We start from the raw sequence: 23387 nt of genomic DNA on the forward strand, positions 1-23387 counted from the left end.
GCACCTAGTGTAGCAATCTGCCACAGCTATCTACTGCCGGATGATGACTAGCTGTCAGCAGTAACCCGAGCAGCCAGGAACGCTTCCGGATCGATCAGATCAGCCTGCCCGACGATCGATCCCAGGTCGGCGATCCGCTCCACTCCGGTCAGCACCATCTCCTCCTCGACGGTCCCCTCGGCGTAGCCGTAGTAGCAGGTGGAGGTCGTGTGGTTGTGGTCCTTGTCGACGCGGTTGGCGCGGCCCTCGATCTGGCGGATGTCGATGGGTGTCCACCGAGGGTCGTGGATCAGCGTCACCCGAGGCGCGAGCGTGGACGTCGTGCCTTCGGGCAGCAGCATCTCGTTGGTGTGCAGGTTGATGGCGCTCGTTGTGGTCGACACGATGACGGTCGCGTCCCCGGTTTGGAAGCGCCGGATCTCGGCCTCCTGCTCCGGACTGCTCATGCTGCCGTCGACCACCGCAACGGCAAGCCCGCTCTCGCGCAAGTCGTCGGCGAGAGCGGCGACGGACTCGCGGTAGAACATCGACACGAACACCTGGTTGCCGGCCTTCACCCACGTACGCACTTGGTCGGCGGACGCGGGTATGCGGAGATACGAACACTTCTGGCGGAACCGCAGCGTTGCAGCGCGAACACTCGGATTCTTCTGCAGCACCCGTTTGCCGCCGGACACCTTCCACATCGGCAGACCGACCTCCTTGCGGTAGTCGACCCATGCGGAGTTGTAGAGCCGCTTCTGCGCGGCGGTCAGCTCCTGCCCGAGCGGTTCACGGGGCGTGGGCGGGGACGGTCGCGAGATCGACCACGGCACAGCACCTCCCGACAACCACCCGTGCACGGCAGCGATATCGCGCTCGCGGCGGGCAGCATCTTCTGGCTCCCAGCGCCACGTGGCCAGCCCGGTCGACGCCTTGCCGGCCTTGATCGCGAAGCCGGACTCGTCGAGGAAGTTGGCCCACTTCACGGTGAGGGCGTAACCGAGCTGGTCGTCGTCGCCCACGATTTCGACGCCGCGTGACTGCTCGATCGCGCGCGCCATGTACGCGAAGTGCAGCGGCTGGTAACCGGGGGTCGCGGACATCCACACCACCGACCGCGCGGCTTCCTGATAGCGCCACACGATCTGCGACTGCTGCGATTCGATGTTCATCAACGCATGGCACTCGTCGGCGATGACGACGTCGATGTCGAATCGCAGTTCGCCGAGCGTGATCGTTCGTTTGTTCTGTGTCCGTTTGCGTTTCCCCAGATCGGTGTCCGGTGGGACGGACAGCAGCTTCTTCGTCGACTGGTAGGTGACCAGAAGCCAGCGCTTGCGGTCGGAGGGCTCGATATCGGCCTCACTGTCGGCGATCGTCCGACGCCATCCCGGCAGCGCTCCCTTCGGTGCGACGACCAGGACGGTGCCGATCTCGGCAGCAGACATCTGCCGCACCGCCTCGCACACCGACAGGGTTTTGCCCAAGCCGGTGGAGTCCATCTGTGCGAAGTACGGGAAGCCCTCCTCGAGGGCAGTGAGCTGCCGATGCACCGATTCGAGCTGGGTGTCGCGGGGCAGCAGCGAACGGGCATGCACTGTCTCGGGGCGCCAGGTCTCGTTGGCATCGTCCTCGAGCCACCGCTGCAGGCTGTACGGCATCGACTCGTACGGCTGCAGGTACTCGGGCAATTCGGTGCCGTAGTACGCGAACACTCGCGGGCCGGGGTGCCAGCGCGCTCCCGCAGCACTCGCGGCGGAGCGATCCTCGAAGGGAACGTCCAGCACCCACACGCGCTCACCGGCGTCGGGCACGCGCAGGTCCGGTGCTGCGGTCTTCTTCGCGGGTGCGCGGCGCTTGGTCGGCCTCTTGGCAGTGCCGGCGAACTTCCGGGCTGCGCTGCTCTGCCCGGCCTTCACGGTACGAGTCGTGGTGGAGCGTCTACGTGGTGGCATCGGGAACATCCTCTCCGATCGCAACTGATGGCCACGACAAGGGTCGTTCGCCGAAGTGGGATCCGGTGCCGTAGGAACCGGGCACGGCCAAGAGTTGCATCGACGTCCGACAACGTCGCCAAGGTTGGATACGACCGTGCCATATCCAACCTTGTGGCCATAAGGTTGGATATGGCCGAATCGCTGCCGGCGAGCCGAGTCAGCTCGGAAGAGGGGCCAGACTGACGATCTCCGATCCTGACTGCAGGATTTGAGCGCCGCCCTCTCCACCGATCATAGTTTCGGGGCTGAGACGCTCGCCCTCCCGGAAATTCTCCAGAGGGGCGGTCCACACCACATCGCCGGAGTGCAGATCGACGGCCACGAGATCGCTTTCGCGCACTGCGATCATCACGTCACCGTCCGTTCCGACCGGCGAGAATGACTCTGCTTCCCACAGCTCTTCACCCGTGATCATGTCGAGTCCGATCATGGACGACTCGCCGGACAGGATTCCGACATCACCGATCACCGACTGCAACGCGCCGTACGTGCTCGCTTCGTTGTAGTCATCCGCGGGACGATCGACGATCAGCTTGTCGTTGCTCCAACGCTTCTCGCCGGTCGTGCGGTCATAGGCGGCCCCGAGAACGAAGGGCACGGATTCGTCTGTCGGTTCGTCGATGGTCAGGTACGTCGGCACCTGGTTCGCCGACTCGACGAGTACGTCTCCTGTGCGTGAGTAGGCGATGCCGCCCACCGGCTCGTAGGAATCGCAGTCCAGCCGTGAGCCGACAACGACGTCGCCGACCGTTCTGTAGCCGCCAGAGAAGCAATCGTCGAGTACGTCGGAGGCCCAGATCTGCTCGCCCGTCTGAGGATCGAATGTCGAGAAGCCGCCGCCGACATCGAAGTGCCCAGTGCCGTCGGCGACTGCGAGCTGATCCGCATACTGGTCCTCCCAGCCGGCCCACGCCTGCAGGGGAGCCGTCCAGTCGGCGGACAGATCGTCCACAGTTCCGCGATGCAAGGTGACGTCCGCGTCTTCCAAGTTGCCGCTGGTCGTATAGACGTGACCGTCCGAGACTGTCATGGCGAACGTATCCGACGTGTCCCCGTGCGTCGCGGACTCGCCGGTCGTGAGATCAAAGGTTCGAAGGGTCGGGTCATCGGCGTAACTCGGCGTGATGCAGACCAACTGGTTATCAATGGGCTGTTCCGCACACGACTGCAGATCCGTCGCCGGCACCGACCACTCCAGTGCGCCCGACGCGGTGTCGATCGACATCAGTCGCGCCTCCGTCGAAGGCCCCTGGGAGTCCACGACGGCGGCGATTGTCAGAAGGTGGTCATCGATTCGGATCGACCCCGCGACGTAGGGATACATCGACCCCGCTCGTGGGTCGGCGAAGCGGGCACCGTCCAGACCGCTGTCCGCCGCATCCACGGTCCACGCAACTCCCGGCGCCGAGGGTGACGCGTCAGTGATGCGCTTGACGGTCGTCGTTCGATCCTGGGTGACCACCACGACGGCAGCGGCGACCGAGACTGCAGCAACGGTTCCCGCGAGGATCAGGCGTGTCGGCATCACTGGGCAACCAGCGCCGGAGTGCGGGCAATACGATCCAGTTCAGCCGGGTCCCAGGGGTTCTCGGTGACCAGGGTGACGCCCAATCCTGACACCGTGGGAATGGACACCACCGTTCCAACTCTGACCGGTATGGGACCGAGCCCCTGTGGGGCTTCCCGAAGCTGTTCCGAGGGCACCGGACTGCCGAGGCTGATGGTCAACCGACCGGCAGCACTGTTCACGACCTGACACAGCGCGCCGCCGTTCACGCTGGAGCGCAGTGCTCCCAGCGGAGGTGTGGGCGCCAGATTTCCCGTGTCCGCGCGGGCGAGTGCGTCGCTCAAAGACTCGACGACCGGTGCGGTGAATTCTTGTGCGACACCCTCGGTTCCTGGATATGAATTGCATTCGGCGATGTTTCCCGGTGTGGCGGGCGGCGCAGGTGTCGACGTCACGAACGCCGGGTCGGTCGCTATGCGGACTAGTTCGGGCATCGAGAACGGCAGTCGGTCCTCGCCACCGGTCGCTGACGCGTAAGCACTGATCTGCGATCCGTCGGTGCGATACGCGGTGGCGCTCCGGGTCGATGTCCGAGCGCCGTCGACTTCCCGCCACGTGTCCTGCCTGTCGACCACAGTGCCGTCGCTCATCGACTCGCGGCTGTCGAGCACCCCGGCGACACAGGGCGGCACACCGTCAGTCTGCTGCGAGACACCGATGCTGATGAATCCGGAACGATCACCCCGAGTGACATCGACCAGTGCCGACGTACTGTCGAATTGGTCCTCCTCTGGGAGGTTCTCGTACACCGGTATCGGATCGAAGTACGGGAGCATGCCCCGTGCGAACGTGATGTCGGCAGGGAGCGCACGAACGAGGGCTTGCGACATGAGGTGCGCTTTCGGCCCGGTGAACCACGGAGCATCGGGATTGTCGTATGACGACTCGCCGATCCCGGCCACTCCGAAATAGCTGCTCTCCACGGGAGGCTCGACCGTCTCGCAGCCCGGAATGGTGGTGGGGTAGGCAACCTCGGGTGTCACGATGTCGTACTCGGGAGCAGGCGGCGGCGGTGTGGTCTCGACAGGATTCACCGGCTGCACCGTCAGGGCGGGCTCCTCCGGAGGCGTCGTGAGGCCGGCGACGACGACCCCGAGAGCGACGATGGACACGACGACGAAGGTGGACATCAGCGTGTCGTGGCGCGGCTGTCTCTTCTCGTCCATGGCTCGCTTTCGCTCGGCTAGGGGGCGGACGCCCATTCATACCATTCGGAATGTTCAGGTGTCCGTCCCCGAGTCGAGCACGGGGATTCAGCCGACCTCGACAACCTCCAACGCACCGTCCGCATGTGACCCTCGCAGCCGCTTCTTGTCGAACTTGCCGACGCTCGTCTTGGGCACCTCGTCGATGAAGGTCCACCGTTCGGGCAACTGCCAGTGCGCAACTCGTCCGTCGAGGAAGTCGCGCAGCTCCTCCGCGGTGACGGCCTGGCCGTCGCGCACGACGACCGCGACCAGGGGCCGCTCGTCCCACTTGGGGTCGGGCACGCCGATGACGGCTGCCTCACGTACGGCCGGATGCTCCATCACGTGATTCTCGAGTTCGACCGACGAGATCCACTCGCCGCCGGACTTGATGATGTCCTTGGACCGGTCCGTCAACGTGAGGTACCCACCCTCGGAAATCGTGCCGACGTCGCCCGTCCGCAGCCACCCGTCGTCGAACTTGTCCGCCGAGTCGACCTTGTAGTAGCTGCCGGTGATCCACGGCCCCCGCACTTCGAGTTCGCCGACATGCTTCCCGTCCCAGGGCAACACGGCACCGGAGTCATCGACAAGCCGCGCCCGCACCGCCGAGACGAAACGGCCCTGGGTGCACCGCAGGTCGAATTCGTCCTCCGGCGACAAGCCGACGTCCGGGCGCCCGGACGTGCCGAGCGGTGACGTCTCGGTCATGCCCCACGCCTGCGAGATGTGGATGCCGTACTTCTCGTGGAAGGCCCGCAGAAGACTCGGCGGGCACGCACTGCCGCCCACGGTGACGTCGCGCAGGCTCGACAGGTCCGCCGGGTGGTCCTCGAGGTGGACCAGAAGTGCCTGCCAGATCGTCGGAACAGCGGCCGCGGCGGTCGGCTTCAGAGTGGTCATCATCTCGGCGAGCGGCGCAGGCTGCAGGAAGCGGTCCGGCATGATCAGCGACGCGCCGACCATCAGTGCCGCATAGGGCAATCCCCACGACATCGCATGGAACATCGGCACGATGGCCAAGACCGTGTCGGACTGAGCGAGTGCCATCGCATCGGTCATGCAGACCTGCATCGAATGCAGCCAGATCGACCTGTGCGAGTAGACGACGCCCTTCGGATCTCCGGTCGTTCCCGAGGTGTAACACATTGCGGCAGCTGAACCTTCGTCGAGCTCGGGCCAGTCGAACTCCTCGGGATGACCGGCGAGGACGTCCTCGTAGCCGAGCACCTCGATGCCCTCGGGGGCCTGCACCTGAGAGGGGTCGGCGCCCACGACGATGAGATGGCGGACCGTCGACATGGTCGGCAGCAACGGCGTCAGCAGGGGGAGCAGGCTGGCGTCGGCAATGATGATGCTGTCCTCGGCATGCTCGACGATGAAGGTCAGCTGCTCCGGGAACAGTCGGATGTTCAGCGTGTGCAGCACGGCACCCATGGCCGGTACGGCCATGTAGGCCTCCATGTGTTGCGAGTTGTTCCACATGAAGGTGGCGACGCGCTGATCGCCGTCGATACCGAGGGCTCGGAGGCCATGTGCGAGCTGCGCGGCCCGTCGCCCCAAGTCGGCGAACGTGACGGTGGACGGACCGGTCTCGCTCCACGTCGTGATCTGTGCCGACGCGTGAATGGATGTTCCGTATCGGACGAGCTGGCCGATGGACATCGGCGTGTCCTGCATGGTGCTCTTCATGACTCTCCTGCTGGTCGATCCACGCGGCGCGCAAGCAACGTGCCCTGCGTCACATTGTGCACACTGCGGACCGGCAGGTGTCCGATATCAGTCCTTGTAGTAGACGACCTGGTGACCGGTGGCGAGCAGAGTGCCGGTGGTGCTCCACAACTCGGCGGTCTGATCGAAGTAGCCCTTGTGGAAGCGTCGGGCATGGGCTGTGGCGAGGATGAAGTCGTCGGATTGGGCGGCCAGATCGTCTGCGGTGGCGAAGTAGTGGACCGTCAGCGAGATCGTGCCGGCGGCGACGTACTTTCCTCGACGCTGGAAGACGCGGGGGTAGAAGATGTCGCTCATCGACGTGAGTGAGGTGAAGTCGAGCGGGCGGGGAGGGGAGTCGCGAACCCACAGCGTCGCTACGGAATCGGCCGCTTCCGTCTCCGTCAACGCGCCGGCGGTGAAGCGCATGTCGTAGTTGTTCGCCCAGGCGATGAACTCCGGGAAATCGACGGACTCGACGTCGGAGGGCGCGGGTACGGAGGGAGGAGAGGACTCGAGCGAGTCCCAGGTTTCCCGTCGGGTACCGAAGACGGCGGTGGCCGTCGTGGCAACCGTTCCGTCCTGGCTCAGTTCGAGGTACCAGTGCTGGTTGCTGCGGTTGGTGCGCACGGCGCGGGCCGAAATCTCGAAAGCGCCCTCGGCGACGGGCCCGGCGAAGTTCACTGTGAGGGAGACAGGGTCACCCAGTCGGGCGGGGTGCATCTCGACGGCGCGGATCAGCGTCGCCGCGGTGACGCCGCCGAACGGGCCGACCATGTTGTTGTAGGGCTTCGACGTATGGCCTCGATAGAGTCCGTCGCCGAGGTTCTCCAGCGACAGGGCGTCGTCGAAGACATGGTGTCCCGCGTGGCTCATGGTGATCCTCACTCCGTAGTTATGCGAGGAAGCATAACTCGCGGCCCGGCGATCGAGCCGAAACTCCCTCCGAAAACTCTGCGCGGCGAACGCTGACGTGTTAACGCTAACAACCGCGTCTCCCCAGTTCGGAGAGCACGTTGACAACGGTTCTGTTATCGCTCACACTCTTCAAGCGGTGTGACTCGGACCACATGCGTTCATGCGTACGCGACGTGACATGACGAACACCTCGGAGCTCGAAGCGAGTCGGACGCGCGCCGACCATGAACGACCACCACCACCAGGGAGACACGATGAAGTTCCGATATCTACCCGTAGCTGCTGCCGCGGTCGCCATCGCGATCACGGTGTCGGCCTGCGGATCGAGCACCAAGGACGCTGACGCTCCGACGACCGGAGGGGACACGGCCGGCGCTCTGATCGGTGTCACCATGCCGACCAAGTCGTCCGCTCGATGGATCGCCGACGGCGACAACCTCAAGAGCGCGCTCGAGTCGAAGGGCTACAAGGTCGACCTGCAGTACGCAGAGAACGACATCCCCACCCAGGTCAACCAGATCGAGAACCAGATCACCCAGGGCGCGAAGCTGCTGATCGTCGCCTCCGTGGACGGCACCGCCATCACCACGCAGCTGCAGGAAGCCAAGGACAACGGCATCGGCGTCATCGCGTACGACCGCCTGATCCGCAACTCGCCGAACGTCGACTACTACGCCACCTTCGACAACTACAAGGTCGGCGTCGACCAGGCCACGTCCCTGCTGGTCGGCCTGGGCCTGAAGAACGAGGACGGCACCGACAAGGCCGATGCCCCCGCCGGCCCGTTCAACATCGAGGTCTTCGCCGGTTCGCCCGACGACAACAACGCCACCTTCTTCTTCGACGGTGCCATGGAGACCCTGAAGCCGTACCTGGACAAGGGAACCCTGAAGATCGGCAGCGGTGAGTCCGACTTCGAGACGGCCGCAACCCTTCGTTGGGACCCGGCGACCGCTCAGAAGCGCATGGAAGACCTGCTGACCAAGACGTACTCGTCGGGCCAGAAGGTTCAGGGCGTGCTCTCGCCCTACGACGGCCTGTCCATCGGAATCCTGTCCGCGCTCAAGAGCAACGGATACGGAACCGCCGGTCAGCCTTACCCGATCGTCACCGGTCAGGACGCCGAGGTCCCGTCGGTCAAGTCGATCATCGCCGGTGAGCAGTACGCCACCATCTACAAGGACACCCGCGAACTGGCGGCGGTCACCATCCAGATGGCACAGGCAGTTCTCGAGGGCCAGACCCCCGAGACCAACAACACGACCGATTACGACAACGGTGAGAAGGTCGTTCCCGCCTACCTGCTGCAGCCTGAGATCGTCTACAAGGACAACTACCAGAAGCTCCTCGTCGACGGCGGCTACTACACCGAGGATCAATTGAAGTGAGTTCGGCGATGACGAGCCAGATCTTGGAAATGCGCGGGATCACCAAGACGTTCCCGGGCGTGAAAGCACTGCAGGATGTCACCTTGACGGTGGAGCGCGGCGAAATACACGCGATCTGCGGCGAGAACGGCGCGGGAAAGTCCACGCTCATGAAGGTTCTGTCGGGTGTGTATCCCCATGACACATTCGACGGCGACATCGTGTTCGACGGTCAGGCCTGCGAGTTCTCCGACATCCGGAGCAGCGAAGCCAAGGGCATCGTCATCATCCACCAGGAACTCGCGCTGAGTCCGCATCTGTCCATTGCCGAGAACATCTTCCTCGGCAACGAGCGGTCCAAGCGTGGGTTCATCGACTGGAACCGCACCAACTCCGAGGCCGCAGCCCTACTGAACCGTGTAGGGCTGCGGGAGAACCCGGTCACCGTCGTCAACGACCTCGGTGTCGGCAAGCAGCAACTCGTCGAGATCGCCAAGGCACTGTCCAAGGACGTGACACTGCTGATCCTCGACGAACCGACCGCGGCACTGAACGATTCGGATTCCACCCACCTTCTCGACCTGCTGCGCGGTCTGCGGGACGAGGGCATCACGTGCGTGATCATTTCGCACAAGCTCAACGAGATCGCGGCCATCGCCGACCGGACCACGATCATCCGCGACGGTCGGACCATCGAGACACTGGACATGCGCAACCCGGATGTCACCGAGGATCGCATCATCTCGCTCATGGTCGGCCGCGATCTCGAGCACCGCTTCCCGCCGCACGAATCCACGGTGGGCGAGGAGGTGCTGCGGATCGAGGATTGGACCGTGCACAGCCCCACCCAGCACGGTCGGACCGTCGTGGACAAGGCGAACCTGACGCTCCGCCGCGGTGAGATCGTCGGCCTCGCCGGGCTGATGGGCGCCGGCCGCACGGAACTGGCCATGAGCGTCTTCGGGCGCAGCTACGGCACGGACATTTCCGGGCGCTTGTACAAGTACGGCAAAGAGATCCACATCAAGTCGGTCAACGACGCGATCGAACACGGCCTCGCGTACGCGACCGAGGATCGCAAGCGCTACGGGCTCAACCTGATCGACGACATCAAACGCAACATCTCCACCGCGGCCCTGGACAAACTGGTCGCACACGGATTCGTCGACGACAACCACGAGTACGAGGTTGCCGAGGGCTTCCGCAAGAGCATGAACATCAAGGCTCCCAACGTGGAAGCCGTTGTCGGCAAGCTGTCCGGTGGCAACCAGCAGAAGGTCGTGTTGAGCAAGTGGATCTTCAGTGATCCGGACGTGCTCATTCTCGACGAGCCGACGCGAGGAATCGACGTCGGCGCCAAGTTCGAAATCTATTCGATCATCAACAGCCTCGCCGATGCAGGAAAGGCCGTTCTCGTGATCTCGTCCGAGCTGCCCGAACTGTTGGGGCTGTGCGATCGGATCTACGCGCTGTCCGCAGGCCGCATCACCGGTGAGGTGACTCGGGAGGACGCGACGCAGGAATCTCTCATGCATCTTATGACCCGTGGAACAGGAGTACTTCGATGAATCAGCTGTCGACCGTCCGGGGGCTGCTCACGCGAAACCTCCGCCAGAGCGGAATTTTCATCGCCTTCGCGCTGATCATCCTGCTCTTCACCGCGCTCACCGGTGGCCAACTCCTGGTGCCGCAGAACATCAGCAACATGGTGGTGCAGAACTCCTACATCCTGATCCTGGCCATCGGCATGGTCGTCATCATCATCGCCGGCCACATCGACCTGTCCGTGGGATCGGTGGTCGCGGCCACCGGCGCCATCGCCGGTGTCCTCATGGTTCAACAGAACGTGCCATGGCCGCTGGCGGTGCTGATCACGCTCGTCGTGGGCGGCTTGATCGGAGCGTGGCAGGGCTACTGGGTCGCGTACTTCGGCATCCCCGCGTTCATCGTCACGCTGGCCGGCATGCTCGTCTTCCGCGCCGTCACCCTCATCGTGCTGGGCAACCAGGGCATCGGGCCGTTCCCCGGACCGGTGCGGACATTGTCCAACGGCTTCCTCCCGGGATTCCTGGGCAACGTCGGCCTCGGACCCCTGGGCGGCGCCGACATCTTCACGCTGCTGGTCGCCATCGCGGCCATCGCTGGAATCGTGTTCAGCCAGTGGCGGACCCGCACAGGACGGCAGAAGTACGGCCAGGTTGTCGACGCTCTGCCGCTGTTCATCGCCAAGGTCACCTTCGCCGGACTTCTCGTACTGGCCATCGCTGTTCAGCTGGCGCGCTTCAAGAACCTGCCCTACGTCCTGATCCTCCTCGCGGTGCTCGTCATGGGGTACTCCACGCTGGCCGGCCGAACGGTATTCGGTCGCCACGTCTACGCCATCGGCGGCAACATCCACGCCGCGTCGCTGTCGGGCATCAAGGTCAAGCCGGTCACGTTCTGGCTCTTCGTCAACATGGGTGTGCTGTCCGCCCTTGCCGGCATCATCTTCGCCGGCCGACTCAACCAGGCCGGCCCCACCGCCGGTAACGGATTCGAGCTCGACGCCATCGCGGCCGCCTTCATCGGTGGTGCAGCAGTGCAGGGCGGTGTCGGTCGCATCGTCGGCGCTCTGACCGGCGGACTGATCATCGCCGTCATCAACAGCGGAATGTCCCTCATCGGATCGCCCAGTGAGCGAGTCCAATTGGTCAAGGGACTGGTGCTCCTCGCTGCCGTGGCGTTCGACATCTGGACGAAGCGTCGAGCCGCCAGCGGTCGAGGCGGTAAACCGGACAAGGCCGAGAAACCGGCACCGTCGAATTACATGGGTCTCCCGGTTCCGGCCGAGATGCTGGGCGGCACCACCCCGTCCGCACCCGGCCCGGCCGTCACCGTGCCACCCTCCACGCCCAACTAGACAGGCAGGAAGCGCTCGGGCGTGCTGAGATCAGGTACGACCATCGAGCGAACGGGGGGACGATGACGCCGACACGTGGACCGGCCATGACAGACGTGGCCCGACTCGCAGGCGTGTCCCACCAGACCGTGTCCCGCGTGATCAACGGTCACCCGAATGTTACCGAGGCAACGAGGACGCGGGTCAACCAAGCGATCACACAGCTCGGGTATCGGCCCAACACCGCTGCTCGTGCGTTGGTCACCGGCAGCAACCGCACTATCGGCATCGTCGGGACCGGTCATGCTCTGCATGGACCGGTCTCGACGCTGTACAGCGTCGAACGCGCTGCCCGACAAGCCGGTTACTCCGTGCTGGTGGGTGTCCCTACATCGCTCGACGAAGACGCGATCAATGCCTGCGTCCGTCGGTTGCAGAAGCAAGGTGTCGACGGCGTCGTCGTGATCGCGCCTCTGCGAACCGACAACGGCGACATCGCCGGATTGGCCGGAGACCTTCCGCTCGTCGCGGTGGAGGGCTCGCCCGCCGGGGAACTGGCCGTGGTGTCCGTCGACCAGGTCGCGGGAGCACGGGCAGCCACGTCGCACCTGTTGGAGCTCGGACACCGCGAGGTGTGGCACGTGGCAGGTCCGCTCGGCTGGTACGAGGCAGCCGACCGGGTGAGCGGCTGGCGAATGGCCCACGAGGACAGGGGTATCGATCCGCCGCCGATCCTGAACGGGGATTGGACCGCCAAATCGGGATGCGCCGCCGGCACTGTCCTGGCGCAGATCGCGGGTGTCACCGCAGTGTTCGCGGGGAACGACTCGATGGCCCTCGGGGTCCTGCGCGCTCTCGATGCTGCCGGCCGAAGCGTTCCGCGCGACGTCAGCGTGGTGGGCTTCGACGACGTGCCCGATGCCGAGTTCTACTCGCCTCCCTTGACCACGATCCGTCAGGAGTTCGGCGAAGTGGGGATCCGGAGCGTCGAGATCCTGCTCGCGCAGATCGAGTCCGGCACCCGAAGTACCCGGCGGTTCAGCATCGCGCCCAGGTTGGTGACCCGAGCGAGTACCGGTGCGCCGCCCGACTGACGGGCGGGCGCGATGTCGTGGTCATCGTGCATAGTGACCGGGCAGTCTGTTTCCTCGCGAAGGTGGATGTCCATGCGCAGTGCAACCTCGGTGCCCGACGACCGCTGGGTCGTGGTCGATGTCGAGACGTCAGGGCTGAAGGCGAACCGTGACCGGGTGTTGAGTGTTGCTGCCCTGACCCTGGACGATCACGGACGCGTCGGAAGTGAAATGTCGACTCTCGTCAATCCCGGGTGCGATCCCGGGCCGGTCCACATTCACAATCTGACACCCGAGCGGCTGGCCGGTGCTCCGCGCTTCGAGGACATCGCGCCGCACCTCATGTCGATGCTCGACGGGCGCACGATGGTGGCGCACAACGCCAGCTTCGACCACGGGTTCCTGAAGCTCGAATCGATGCGGGCCGGTCTGGAGATGCCGACGCGTCAACGGCTGTGCACGTTAGCTCTGTCCCGACGACTCCAGCCGGACCTCTCGAACCATAAGCTGTCCACCCTCGCCGCGCACTGGAAGGTGATGCAGTCCCAGGCGCACGACGCGTACGACGACGCCCGCGTCCTGGCGCAGATCTTCACCCACAGCTCTCGGCTCGCGCGCTCACTCGATCTGCCGCTCCCGGTCGTCACCTGCAGTGACCGCCTGACCCTCTACCCGGACTCCATTCCTCGAACGCAGTGCCCCTGGGAGAACCCCGGACGGCTCGATGTCGCGCACGGGTTGATTCGAGGCATGCGCGTCGTCATCAGCGGCGACACGCGCACCCCGCGACTGCGTCTGGCCGAGCAGTTGACCGATGCCGGGCTCGACGTGATGAACTCCGTCAGTAGGTACACCAGCGTCGTCGTCTGTACCGATCCCGCGTCGGAGAGCGTCAAAGTGACTCGGGCGCGCTCGCAGGGCATTCCGGTAATTACGGAGTACGTGCTGCACGATCTGATGCGCGCCGTCCGCCCCGGCACACGAAAAGGTCCGCGGAAGCCCGTCGTGGCGACGATGCCTCTGCCGACCCCGTCCGCCGCACCCTGGTCGACTCGCCGTGTCCTGGTGATGGGCGGATCCCACGCCGAGTCGGTGCTCATGCGGTCGCGATTGATCCAACTGGGCGCCACCCCTGCCGTCAATCTGAGTGCAGGTGTGACCGACGTACTTCTGCTGTCCCACGGCGACGGTGACCCGCGTATGCCGCGCGTACGGGAACGACAGTTGACGACGCTGTCCTCGATCGACGTTGACAGAGCATTGAATCTCGACGAGGTGACTCCGCGCATCGAGGTGAGGACCCGGCGGACACTGACCCCACTCGTTCCGCGGGGCGGCGTCGTCGATCTGCCGGAGAACACCACCGTGGTGACTGTGGATGCATCATGGCGCGCCGCCGACGCCGACCCCATCGCCGTCGACGTGGTCGCATTCCTGACGACAGCGGATGACGTGGTGTCCAGCGACGAAGACTTCGTGTTCTACAACGCCCCGTCGACGTCCGACGGGGCAGTGGTGCTGTCCCTCGACGGGGACAGCGAGCAGGGCGTCCGCATCGGTCTGAGTGCCGTGCCCGACGACGTCGAGCGCATCGTGATCGCCGCGGCGATCGAGAACGAGCACACGTTCGGTGATGTCGGTGCGGTGTCCATCTCGCTCTCCACGCCCGAATCGCGTATCGCGACTGCAGTGTTGGATGCCGCAACTACCGAGCGGAGTCTCATTCTGACCGAGATCTACCGGCGGGGCACCGCGTGGAGATTCCGAGCAGTGGGGCAGGGGTACGACGATGGTCTCGCCGCTCTGGCAACCCGGTACGGAGTCGTTGTCGACGACTGATCAGCGCCCGCACCACCATCCGCGCGTGGCGCAACCCTCGCGGCCTGGAGGTCGTTGCTGACGCCGGAAACTCAGCCTTGGAAAATCACTTTCGAGTGCAGCCACGTGACATCCCGAGTAAGGGGAACGACGTCGCCCGGCGCGCGCCACAGCGGTGACGCATCGGGCTGAGTGGCGTAGAGACCGCGAGCAGCAGTGACGACTCGGTGGTACTGAACTGGCCACGTGATGGCCGCGGCCAGACTTGTCAATCGATCGGGATCGCGATCCAGTGCTCGAGATACGTGGGTGCGTTCAGGGAGCAGATCGGATTTGCTCGTGTTGCACCGCGAGCAGGCGAGCACCAGGTTGGCCAGTCCGTCCAATCCGACTCGAGACCAGGGCAGGACGTGGTCGACATGGGCTGCCGGTCCCACCCGCGATCCGCAGTAGAAGCAGCGGTCCCCGTACTCGTCGATCAGGACCTGGCGCGGTCTCTGCAGAGCGATGCGGTCCTGGCCGAAGAGATGCCCCTCGAGGTCTGGGACGCCCTCTGACAGCGCAGGGTTCATTCGACGCACGTCGTCTACCCATGCAAGCAAGAGACCTGGCTTGAGAAGACCGGACAAGCGCGCGAGGCCGAAAGCGACACCCGGATAAAGGGTGATGCGATTACCGACTTCTGCGATCCGCTTCCTGCCCACCGCGTCGTGCATCCAGGAATCGTCGTAGAGAAACGTCGAGTGGGTCGAGGCGCCCGGAACCTTCTGCAGGCGATGAAGTGGCTGTTGGATCATGGTCAGCCGAACTGTGTCGACCGTCTTCTCCCACAGTTCGGGTGCCGCAGCGGCCGCGGTCTCGAGAGGAAGATTGCGGCCGAACGACCGGGTCTGCGCGGCCAACTGCCGCACCGCATCCGGGATTTTCGCGATCCGGTTGGACGACTGTCGGAGGTACACGCCCTCGAAGTCGCGCACCTGACGCCAATAGAGGGCGATGACGCGTTCCGCGAGGTCAGTCAAGTCGACGTCGATGGTCGCATCCTGTTCCGCAGGAACGTGTTCGACGCAGTACTCGAGTAGAGCGACCAGGACTGCGAGCTTGTAGGTCGCGACTCGTGCCCCGCTGTCCAGAAGACTGACCAGATGTTGGCCGAGCGTCAGGGCGTCGGTTGGCGTGCGCGGGTGCATGGCATCAAACTTAGCGACATGGGCAAACTCGTTCGCGATCTGATTCCCGACATCATCGAGCAGTCGGGCCGTATACCTCGGACGCGACAGCTCGACACACACGAGTTCGAGCTGGCACTTGCCGAGAAGCTGATGGAGGAGGCCGACGAGTTCCGACGCGCCGGTCGCGACGACCGGCCGGAAGAGCTGGCGGACGTGTTCGAGGTCGTCAGTTGTCTGGCATCGTCCCTGGGGCTCACGATGGCGGATGTGGCTGCTCTTGCGGCTGACAAACGCGAACGCCGGGGTGGTTTCGTCGATCGCATCTGGTTGGAATGACGCGGAGTCAGTTCCTCGTCTGTTCCCTGATCGACTCCAGGTGACCGCGCAGATCCTCCATCCCGTCCGCCGTGAGACCAAGGGCCTCGCCGTGCTCGGTGGCGGCCACCTCGAAGATCTCGACGAGCGGCGCGTACTTGCGCAGCAGCTTGGTTCGCTTCGCCTCGTCTGCGAGGTACTTCAGGCTGCCGGCGTTGTCGACGAAGTCGGACACCTTGACCAGGAAAACCTTCGGGTCGCGGATTACTGTCGTCACGTGTTCGGCGTACTGCGTTGCGCGATCCCGGCCGTTCTTCGGCGGAGTGGTCACGGCATCGACGAGCCTGGCGACCTCCGCGCCGAAGTGGGTCTCGATAGCGCCGAGTGCAGTCGAGCCGCCGAGTACCTCGACGATGCGGTCCGCCTGGTCCTCGACGGTGTCGTGAAGGGCCGTAGCCACCAGAACGTCGAGGTCCGAGCTCCCGTACCGGCTCAGTCTCAGCACATTTCGAGACGGATGCGTGATGTAGGGGTCGTTGATCTGATCACCGCGCGCAGTACGCCGTTGCGTCAGGTGTGCGTACGACGCGACAGCGAGCGCGTCCTGCAGAGAGGAGGTGTCGAGTCCGTGGCCACCTACCTCGTAGCGGATGGCGTGGGCGAGTAGCGATGGATCCATGTCTTTCAGAGGAACATCGCGCACTGCGCGGGTGAGGGCGTCGGACGTCGACGGCATGGTGTCCTTTCGGTCGGAGGTCATGAAGTGCGGGGGAGGTGGTCGACGAATTCGTACGAGCATCCCAGAGAACTGCGCTTGTCCGTGACTCCGTTCTGGCGGAACCACGCGACGCACGCGTTGGCGATCAAATGCGTATCACGGGTGAACAGGTAGCCGTCCGTGCAGTCGTCGAAATGATCGTCGTGATGCCAGAGGTCCAGTTCCAACCCCTCGACACCATGGTCGGCCAGTCGGAGTCGCTGGAGAACGGCTCGCGATCGTCGCACCATGTAGACACCGTCGTCGAGGACGTGGATCTGCGCGTTGAACACGTCCCCCTCGTCGTCTGGGTCGTAGTCGTTGGGACCGAGTTCGATGATCAGTCCGGCGGGCTTGTCGTACATCGATTCCATCAACCATGCTGCGGTGCCGTCGGAATCGTCGACGGGCAGAACTCGGCCGTATCCGTCGGTGATGTTGTCGAGTAGGCCACCGCTGGGCAGGGGAGCTATCCATGCGTCGATGGCGTCGCCGTTCCTGCGAAGGTTCGCGATACCGTCGTCGGTCAACCAGGCGGGGCCGTGGAAGAACTGCTCGACGCCGGTCATGCCGTCCGAGTTGGTGTACTTCGCGTACCAGTTGTCCAGGTCGACATCCTTGTCGGTGACCACGACGCATCTGGTGCCGTCGATACGGAGTGCGTACTGCCACTGCGGGATTGCCGTCGGCCGATTGTCGACGCGCGGACGAGAGTGCTCTCGTTTCCATACCGCTGTCTCGACCGTCCTGATGCGTGTGATGGACCACGCGTTGCTGATGGAGTGCAAGGATTTCGCCGTGAGCTGGCAGGCCCAGGACACGTCGCGATCGCGCCTCGACACGATGATGTGGTCGAGTCCGTTCTCGGCGACGACGGCGTCGGCGCGCTCGCCGAACGGGAAGTGCCGGGAGAGCTCGATAGCGCCGTGATCGGTATCGAATGGCTCGACCTCGATGATGACGGTGTACCGCGTGCCCTCACTCGCCGGCAGTCGGCGAGTGCGGGGGAGGCGACTGTCGGCCATGTGAGGGCTGGTGGACCAGAGGTCCGATCGGCTCGTCTCGACACCGAGGACGGTCCACTCCTCTGCGAGCCTGTCGACAGCATGGAGAGCGGCCTGCCCTGAGACCCACCATCCGCTGTCGGGTACGTCGAGGACGACGCGTGCATGACCGAGTAGGGAACGGTCGATCCTGGCCGCGTCGTCACCGACCAGGTGCAGCAGCCGGAGGTATTCGTCCGGTTCGATCTGGTCGAAGGGTCGGTCGATCTCGACTGCGATAGTGAAACCGGGATTGCCGGCGGGGATACCGCCCAAGCCGCGACTGTCGTGGTCCATGGGGTTCTCGATTCTGTGCGAACAGCTAGCTCGACGTCGGAGAACCGAGCGTCGCCGGCAGGAATCATCCGTCTGCCTACTCACTGTTTACAGCAGGGCACCGACATGTTTCGGGCCCGAACCCACTCGCCCTCTACGCGCGCTCCATCACCCGCCGTGCCCGCTTCGCGACTGCCTCGTCGATGAGGTGGCCGTCCTGGTCGACCCCGGCCCCACCGGACTCGAGGGCCGAGAGCACGGCGCGTGCTCGGGTGACGTCCTCGGGCGTGGGCTCGAACACCGCGCGCGCCGCCGGGACCTGGGCCGGGTGGATGCACGCGCGGCCCACGAAGCCGAGACGCGACAGCGAGTGCGTGTCCGCGGTGAACGCGTCGAGGTCGCGGAAGTTGCGGGACACGGCCCCCAGCGGGGGGAGGAGGCCTGCGGCGGCGCTGGCCGCGACCACCTGTGACCGCGCGAACAGCAGCGCGCTGGGGTCCGATTCGCCGTCGATACCGAGGTCGACGGCGAGATCGGCCTCACCGATCTGCAGGAAGCGCACACGGGGTCCTCGCGCGATGGCGAGCGCGTCGAACAGCGCCGCACCCGTCTCGAGCAATGGCGACACCGCGGCGTGTGGACACACGTCGGCGAGCACCCGATCGGCGATCGCGATCTCCTCGGGTGACCCCACCTTGGGGAGCCACACCCCGGTCAGCCGGGGATGCGCCACCGCGCGAATGTCGGCCTCCTGCAGCGGGCCCGGGTTGACGCGCACCCACAACTCGACGTCACCGGGCTCGCACGCAGCGACCCAGGCGGCGACCTCCGCGCGTGCGGAGTCCTTGTCCCGCAGAGCGACTGCATCCTCGAGATCGAGCACGACGGCGTCCGCACCCGAGGCGAGCGCCTTGTCGAAGCGGGCCGGCATGTCGCCGGGGACGTAGAGGTAGGTGAGCGCCCCACTCACCCGATCACGCTCGATCCCGCGACCAACGACTTCGCGATGACGGTGCGCATGATGTCGTTGGTTCCCTCGCCGATTGCCATGAGCGGCGCATCGCGGTAGAGACGCTCGACGACGAACTCGGTCGAGTAGCCGTAGCCGCCGTGAATACGCATGGCCTCGAGGCTGGCGGTGATGGCGGCCTCCGACGCGAAGTACTTGGCCATGCCCGCCTCCATGTCGACGCGCTTGCCCGAATCCGCCTGCGATGCAGCCCAGTAGGTCATGAGCCGGGCAGCCTGCAGCTGCGTGGCGATGTCGGCGATCTTCAACTGAATCGCCTGGAACTCGGCGATGGGCTGTCCGAAGGCGGTGCGCTCCTTCGCGTACTGCAGCGCGGCGTCGTAGGCCGCCTGCGCGATTCCCACACTGCGGCCCGCGATGTTGAGTCGACCGATCTCGAGTCCAGACAACGCCTGCTGCAGTCCACGGCCCTCGACGCCGCCGAGGAGTGCGTCGACCGGTACCCGGACGTTGTCGAAGCTGATCTCACACGACTCGGTGCCCTTGTAACCGAGCTTGCCCATGTCACGCTGGACCTCGAAACCCTCACTGGTGGTGTCGATGAGCAGCAGGCTCATGCCCTTGTGGGGAGGGGTGGCGGAGGTATCGGTCTTCACCAGCACGGGCAGGACGTTCGCATGCCGCGCGTTGGTGATCCACGTCTTCGCGCCGTTCACGACGTAGTGGTCGCCGTCGCGCTTGGCGGTGGTCTTGATGCCCTGCAGGTCGGTGCCCGCACCCGGCTCGGTGAGGCCGACGCCGGTACGCCACTCACCCGTGGCCAGCTTCGGGAGCAGAGACTGCTTCTGCTCGTCCGTGCCGTGCTTGGCAATCATCCAGCACGAGAGGTTGTGGCTGCCGACGATGCCGGCAATGCCCATCCATCCACGCGCCAACTCCTCGTAGACGAGAGTGAAGGAGACCTTGTCGAGTTCGAGGCCGCCGTACTCCTCCGGCGTCGTGATCCCGAACAGGCCCATGGCCTTCATGTGGTCGACGATCTCCGTGGGGTAGCGGCCGGTCTTCTCCCACTCGTTCGCGACCGGGACGATCTCCTTGTCCACGAAGGTGCGCAATGCCTTACGGAACGCCGTCTGCTGTTCGTCGTACGTGAAATCCATGGTGGTGTCCTTCTTCCAGGCGAGGGTCAGGGGGCGGGCGCGATGGCTGCGGCGAGATCGAGCACGGCGGAGAGGTCGTGTTCGTCGGCGAGTCCGAGAACGCGATCGGCGAGTTCGTCCGCACGAGCGTCGTGGCCGCAGTTGCCGAGAAACTTCTCCCGAAGTGCCGCGTCGTCGAGTGGGAATGCGCTACTGCCGCGACTTCCGCCGACGTCTCCCACGAGCACACGGCCGTCGGCGAGGGTGATGGTGGCGTGTCCGGGAGCGGCGGCCGCGGGCCCGTCGGTGGGACGTTCGACGACGCGGACCGTGCGCGCCGTTGTCAGCACGTCGGCTCGGGCGATCGACGCGTCGGTGTAGGTGGATACGTCGACCACGCCGTCGCGCAGCAACGCGGCCACGCTCCACGGCAGATCGAACTTGCCGTCGTACGTGCTGCGCGGGGAGGCGACGCCCGTGTTGGGTCCGCACACGAACGGGGTGGAGTCCGGGTGGACCAGCACCTCGATGTCACGGATGTCGTCGATGTGGATGTCGTGGCCCGCGACAGCGGCGGACACCGCGTCGAGGGTGACGTGCATCAGCTGGCAACTGGGGTACGGCTTGATGCCGATCCCCAGTGCTTCCCAGCGGGTTCCGAGATCGTCGGTCAGAACGGTCAGGTCGACGGGTCGATCGGTGAGTGCCGCATAGATACCCCGTCGCCCTTCCAACACGGAGCCCGGTCCGGTGGCGCCGGCGGCTGCGAGGCGGGTGGCCAGGATGCCGTTGAAGCTGGCCGTGCCAGGGTGCAGCGCTTTGGTGTCGGCATCGGTGTCGAGGAATTCGAGCAGGCCTGAGCTCGACGATCCAGCGATGCCGAGAGCGTTGACCAGGGTCTGGCTGTCGAACTTTCCGAGTCGACCGGCGACGACGGCCGTAGCGAGCGGGCCCACCGCCGCGGTCGCGTGGATTCCCCGAGCGTGGAAACCGTGGGGACTGACAGCGCCCAGCCGGCAGGCCGTCTCGAGGCCGAGTGTCGCGGCGGTGAGTACCTCGGCACCGGTGGCGTGGGTCTGCTGGCCGACGGCGAAGGCTGCCGGCAGGGTGACGGCGGTGGCGTGGACCAGCGCGCCGGCGTGCGTGTCGTCGAAGTCGAGCGCGTGCACCAGAACGCCGGTGGCCAGGGCGGCGGCGGGTGCGGACAGTGCTCGGTTACCCGTCAACGGGCGGGCCTCGGGAGGGCCGCCGAGACCGTCGGCGACGGTCCAGGCGGCGCGTCCGTGGCCCAGACGCTGCGCGGCCACCGCGGTACCCACCGAATCGAGCAGGTGACGAGCGGTCGCGTGCCGCACGGCCGGCGGCACATCGTCGAGTGTGACTCCCGTCGCCCACTCGGTCAGCACGGTCGAGGTCACGCGTGTGCCTCGGCCGTCACCTCGCCGAAGGCGCCGCTACGGCGCAGGGTGGCGATGGTCTCCTCGTCGTAGCCGAGTTCGGCCACAATCTCCTCGAGGTTCTCCCCGCGCTGCGGTGCACGTCGGTATTCGGGACGCTGCGGCCCGAAGTTGACGGGGGAGGCGAGTTGGCGCACCGTGTCGTACACCGGGTGCTCGGTCTCGACGATGAGATTGCGTGCGAGCGTGTGGGGTTCGGTGAGCGCGTGCGCCACGTCGTTGATCGGTCCGGACGGAACGCCTGCCGGGCCCAGCAGCGACAACCAATGTGCGACGGTGTCGGTCGCGAACACGTCCTCCAACATCGGCAGCAGAACGTCCTTGTTCTGCCCCCGCAGGGAAAAGCTTGCGAAGCGAGGATCGGCGCCGAGATCGGGTCGGCCGATGGCGACGACGAGCCGTTCCCAGAACTTCTCCTTGGCGCAGCCGACGATGAGCCAGCCGTCCGTGGCCTCGAAGGCCTGGAACGGGACCAGCGACGGGTGGGCCGAATTCTTGGTTCGCACCGGCTCGAAACCCGCGTTGAGATGCCACGTCGCGGGGTACGTCAACAGCGACATCGCGGTGTCGTACAGCGACACGTCGCAGTCCCCGCCGACACCGTCACGCCGCGCGGCGTGCAGACCGGAGAGCAGGCTGATCGCGGCGACGAACCCGCCCGAGTAGTCCACCAGCGAGAGACCGGATTTGGTGGGTGGGCCGTCGGGATCACCGGTGACGCTCATCCAGCCCGCGAGTCCCTGCAGGATGTAGTCGTAACCTGGTTCCTTCGCGCGCGGACCGGTCATACCGAACCCGGTCAGGCTGCAGCAGACGATAGCGGGGTTGAGGTGCTTGAGATCGTCGTACGTGATGCCGATCTTGGCGGGAACGTCACCGCGCAGGTTCGAATAGACTGCGTCGCTGGACTTCACGAGGTCCTCGAAGACGGAGCGCCCGGCGGGTGTGGAGAGATCGAGCGACAGACTGCGTTTGTTGCGGTTGAACGTCTCGAAGAAGAGCGAGTCCTCGCCCTCGTTGAACGGCGGCACGTACCGGCCGACGTCACCGCCGACGTTGGGGTCCTCGATCTTGATGACGTCGGCACCGAGGTCGGCGAGGTGAAGACTGCCGAACGGGCCTGCGCCGTACTGTTCCAGCGAGATGATGCGGACATCCTCGAGTGGTTTCATCGTGCGTCGCCTTTCGTGTCGGACGGCAGCTGCAGCGGACCGCTCTGCGCCTCCGGGAAGTAGTTCTGGCCGATGCCGCTCTCTCGCGTCGCCACCATGACGGAGCGCTTCCACGAGATGACCTCCACGCCATCCTGATTGAGGCCACGGGTGATCATCGAGACGATGCCGGCATAGGGGCGGGACTCGGAGAGTCGCAGGCCCGTGCAGATGCTTTCGGCGTACAGCGTGTCGCCCTCGTACACGGGATGAGACATCTTGATGTCGGTGAACGCGAGATTGGAGATCGCGTTCTGGCTCATGTCGAGTACGGAGATGCCGAGAATCACCGCAACCGTGAAGCCCGAGTTCACGATGACGCGCCCCTCGGTGATCGGGTTCTGCGCCGCGAGATGTGCGTTGAAGTGGTTCTGGTTCGTGTTCATCGACAGCAGCGTGATCCACGTGTTGTCGGCCTGCGAGACGGTGCGTCCCAGAGGGTGCTGGTAGACGTCACCCACCACGTAATCCTCGAAGAAGCGCCCTAGAACGGCCGGATGGACTGCCACGGTGTCTCCCTGTGTCGGTCGGCGAAGCCTGCACCTGAACC

The 23387-nt window shown here is 65.2% G+C and carries 19 protein-coding genes; 6 read left to right on the plus strand and 13 right to left on the minus strand.

The features are described from left to right. Positions 1–47: 47 nt before the first annotated feature. The 5 genes from RU01_RS02600 to RU01_RS02620 all read right to left on the minus strand — a co-directional run bounded on the left by RU01_RS02600 (position 48) and on the right by RU01_RS02620 (position 7325). On the minus strand, positions 48–1937 hold the full coding sequence (locus RU01_RS02600; RefSeq protein WP_231568574.1) for a helicase-related protein: 1890 nt from the start codon (positions 1935–1937) through the stop codon (positions 48–50). Positions 1938–2136: 199 nt separating this feature from the next. Beyond that, on the minus strand, positions 2137–3504 hold the full coding sequence (locus tag RU01_RS02605) for an outer membrane protein assembly factor BamB family protein (RefSeq protein ID WP_042572942.1): 1368 nt from the start codon (positions 3502–3504) through the stop codon (positions 2137–2139). After that, entirely contained in the window at positions 3504–4712 is a 1209-nt protein-coding gene (locus RU01_RS21990) for a hypothetical protein (RefSeq protein ID WP_052493091.1), read from the minus strand. The genes RU01_RS02605 and RU01_RS21990 overlap by 1 nt, the downstream gene beginning before the upstream one ends. A gap of 87 nt (positions 4713–4799) precedes the next feature. Then, positions 4800–6425, minus strand: a complete 1626-nt coding sequence (locus RU01_RS02615) for a long-chain fatty acid--CoA ligase (protein ID WP_042572943.1) — start codon at positions 6423–6425, stop codon at positions 4800–4802. Between the two features lie 87 nt (positions 6426–6512). Then, the gene (locus RU01_RS02620) at positions 6513–7325 is read right to left on the minus strand and encodes an acyl-CoA thioesterase (protein ID WP_442970432.1); all 813 of its coding nucleotides are present in this window, start codon (positions 7323–7325) and stop codon (positions 6513–6515) included. A 290-nt stretch (positions 7326–7615) separates the two neighbouring features. Between RU01_RS02620 and chvE the strand changes: the two genes are divergently transcribed. From chvE to RU01_RS02645, 5 genes are all read left to right on the plus strand, one after another. Then, positions 7616–8749 (plus strand): multiple monosaccharide ABC transporter substrate-binding protein, encoded by a 1134-nt coding sequence (gene chvE / locus RU01_RS02625; protein ID WP_042572971.1) that lies wholly within the window; start codon positions 7616–7618, stop codon positions 8747–8749. 8 nt (positions 8750–8757) lie between these two features. Further along, entirely contained in the window at positions 8758–10296 is a 1539-nt protein-coding gene (mmsA, locus tag RU01_RS02630) for a multiple monosaccharide ABC transporter ATP-binding protein (protein ID WP_042572972.1), read from the plus strand. After that, positions 10293–11627 carry a multiple monosaccharide ABC transporter permease gene (mmsB, locus tag RU01_RS02635; RefSeq protein ID WP_042572945.1) on the plus strand — a complete coding sequence of 445 codons (1335 nt, stop codon included), beginning with the start codon at positions 10293–10295 and terminating at the stop codon, positions 11625–11627. The genes mmsA and mmsB overlap by 4 nt, the downstream gene beginning before the upstream one ends. Before the next feature lie 86 nt (positions 11628–11713). Next, a complete protein-coding gene (locus RU01_RS02640) occupies positions 11714–12700 on the plus strand; it encodes a LacI family DNA-binding transcriptional regulator (protein ID WP_231568575.1) in 987 nt (328 codons plus the stop codon). 72 nt (positions 12701–12772) lie between these two features. Then, positions 12773–14518, plus strand: a complete 1746-nt coding sequence (locus tag RU01_RS02645) for a TerD family protein (protein WP_042572973.1) — start codon at positions 12773–12775, stop codon at positions 14516–14518. 71 nt (positions 14519–14589) lie between these two features. Here the strand turns inward: RU01_RS02645 and RU01_RS02650 are convergent, their stop codons facing one another. Beyond that, complete coding sequence (locus RU01_RS02650; RefSeq protein ID WP_042572947.1) at positions 14590–15687, minus strand: HNH endonuclease; 1098 nt, start codon at positions 15685–15687, stop codon at positions 14590–14592. An 18-nt stretch (positions 15688–15705) separates the two neighbouring features. On the opposite strand from RU01_RS02650, the gene RU01_RS02655 reads away from it, so the two are divergent. Continuing rightward, a complete protein-coding gene (locus tag RU01_RS02655; RefSeq protein WP_042572974.1) occupies positions 15706–16005 on the plus strand; it encodes a nucleoside triphosphate pyrophosphohydrolase in 300 nt (99 codons plus the stop codon). Between the two features lie 7 nt (positions 16006–16012). Here RU01_RS02655 and RU01_RS02660 read toward each other — a convergent pair whose 3' ends face one another. The 7 genes from RU01_RS02660 to RU01_RS02690 form a co-directional block, all read right to left on the minus strand. Beyond that, positions 16013–16744, minus strand: a complete 732-nt coding sequence (locus RU01_RS02660; protein ID WP_052493092.1) for an HD domain-containing protein — start codon at positions 16742–16744, stop codon at positions 16013–16015. Further along, on the minus strand, positions 16741–18081 hold the full coding sequence (locus RU01_RS23510) for a hypothetical protein (protein ID WP_331386521.1): 1341 nt from the start codon (positions 18079–18081) through the stop codon (positions 16741–16743). The genes RU01_RS02660 and RU01_RS23510 overlap by 4 nt, the downstream gene beginning before the upstream one ends. A 133-nt stretch (positions 18082–18214) precedes the next feature. Continuing rightward, positions 18215–19030 carry an HpcH/HpaI aldolase/citrate lyase family protein gene (locus RU01_RS02670; protein ID WP_082042837.1) on the minus strand — a complete coding sequence of 272 codons (816 nt, stop codon included), beginning with the start codon at positions 19028–19030 and terminating at the stop codon, positions 18215–18217. Next, complete coding sequence (locus RU01_RS02675) at positions 19027–20190, minus strand: acyl-CoA dehydrogenase family protein (protein WP_027504872.1); 1164 nt, start codon at positions 20188–20190, stop codon at positions 19027–19029. The genes RU01_RS02670 and RU01_RS02675 overlap by 4 nt, the downstream gene beginning before the upstream one ends. Before the next feature lie 26 nt (positions 20191–20216). Further along, complete coding sequence (locus RU01_RS02680) at positions 20217–21587, minus strand: MmgE/PrpD family protein (protein WP_042572948.1); 1371 nt, start codon at positions 21585–21587, stop codon at positions 20217–20219. Then, the gene (locus RU01_RS02685; RefSeq protein ID WP_042572949.1) at positions 21584–22798 is read right to left on the minus strand and encodes a CaiB/BaiF CoA transferase family protein; all 1215 of its coding nucleotides are present in this window, start codon (positions 22796–22798) and stop codon (positions 21584–21586) included. Before RU01_RS02685 ends, RU01_RS02680 begins: the two co-directional genes overlap by 4 nt. Next, positions 22795–23346: a MaoC family dehydratase gene (locus RU01_RS02690; protein WP_027504875.1), complete on the minus strand. Its 552-nt coding sequence runs from the start codon at positions 23344–23346 to the stop codon at positions 22795–22797. The genes RU01_RS02685 and RU01_RS02690 overlap by 4 nt, the downstream gene beginning before the upstream one ends. Between the last annotated feature and the right edge of the window lie 41 nt (positions 23347–23387).

It is taken from the genome of Rhodococcus sp. MEB064 (assembly GCF_000834565.1).
Classification (GTDB): domain Bacteria; phylum Actinomycetota; class Actinomycetes; order Mycobacteriales; family Mycobacteriaceae; genus Rhodococcoides.

Excerpts from the sequence above, each read along its gene's own strand:
- mmsA (WP_042572972.1), top strand. The coding sequence starts at position 8,758 with ATGACGAGCCAGATCTTGGAAATGCGCGGGATCACCAAGACGTTCCCG.
- RU01_RS02645 (WP_042572973.1), top strand. The coding sequence starts at position 12,773 with ATGCGCAGTGCAACCTCGGTGCCCGACGACCGCTGGGTCGTGGTCGAT.
- RU01_RS02650 (WP_042572947.1), bottom strand. The coding sequence starts at position 15,687 with ATGCACCCGCGCACGCCAACCGACGCCCTGACGCTCGGCCAACATCTG.
- RU01_RS21990 (WP_052493091.1), bottom strand. The coding sequence starts at position 4,712 with ATGGACGAGAAGAGACAGCCGCGCCACGACACGCTGATGTCCACCTTC.
- RU01_RS02615 (WP_042572943.1), bottom strand. The coding sequence starts at position 6,425 with ATGAAGAGCACCATGCAGGACACGCCGATGTCCATCGGCCAGCTCGTC.
- RU01_RS02660 (WP_052493092.1), bottom strand. The coding sequence starts at position 16,744 with ATGACCTCCGACCGAAAGGACACCATGCCGTCGACGTCCGACGCCCTC.
- RU01_RS02600 (WP_231568574.1), bottom strand. The coding sequence starts at position 1,937 with ATGCCACCACGTAGACGCTCCACCACGACTCGTACCGTGAAGGCCGGG.
- RU01_RS02675 (WP_027504872.1), bottom strand. The coding sequence starts at position 20,190 with ATGGATTTCACGTACGACGAACAGCAGACGGCGTTCCGTAAGGCATTG.
- mmsB (WP_042572945.1), top strand. The coding sequence starts at position 10,293 with ATGAATCAGCTGTCGACCGTCCGGGGGCTGCTCACGCGAAACCTCCGC.
- RU01_RS02640 (WP_231568575.1), top strand. The coding sequence starts at position 11,714 with ATGACAGACGTGGCCCGACTCGCAGGCGTGTCCCACCAGACCGTGTCC.
- RU01_RS23510 (WP_331386521.1), bottom strand. The coding sequence starts at position 18,081 with ATGGACCACGACAGTCGCGGCTTGGGCGGTATCCCCGCCGGCAATCCC.
- RU01_RS02605 (WP_042572942.1), bottom strand. The coding sequence starts at position 3,504 with ATGCCGACACGCCTGATCCTCGCGGGAACCGTTGCTGCAGTCTCGGTC.
- RU01_RS02655 (WP_042572974.1), top strand. The coding sequence starts at position 15,706 with ATGGGCAAACTCGTTCGCGATCTGATTCCCGACATCATCGAGCAGTCG.
- chvE (WP_042572971.1), top strand. The coding sequence starts at position 7,616 with ATGAAGTTCCGATATCTACCCGTAGCTGCTGCCGCGGTCGCCATCGCG.
- RU01_RS02685 (WP_042572949.1), bottom strand. The coding sequence starts at position 22,798 with ATGAAACCACTCGAGGATGTCCGCATCATCTCGCTGGAACAGTACGGC.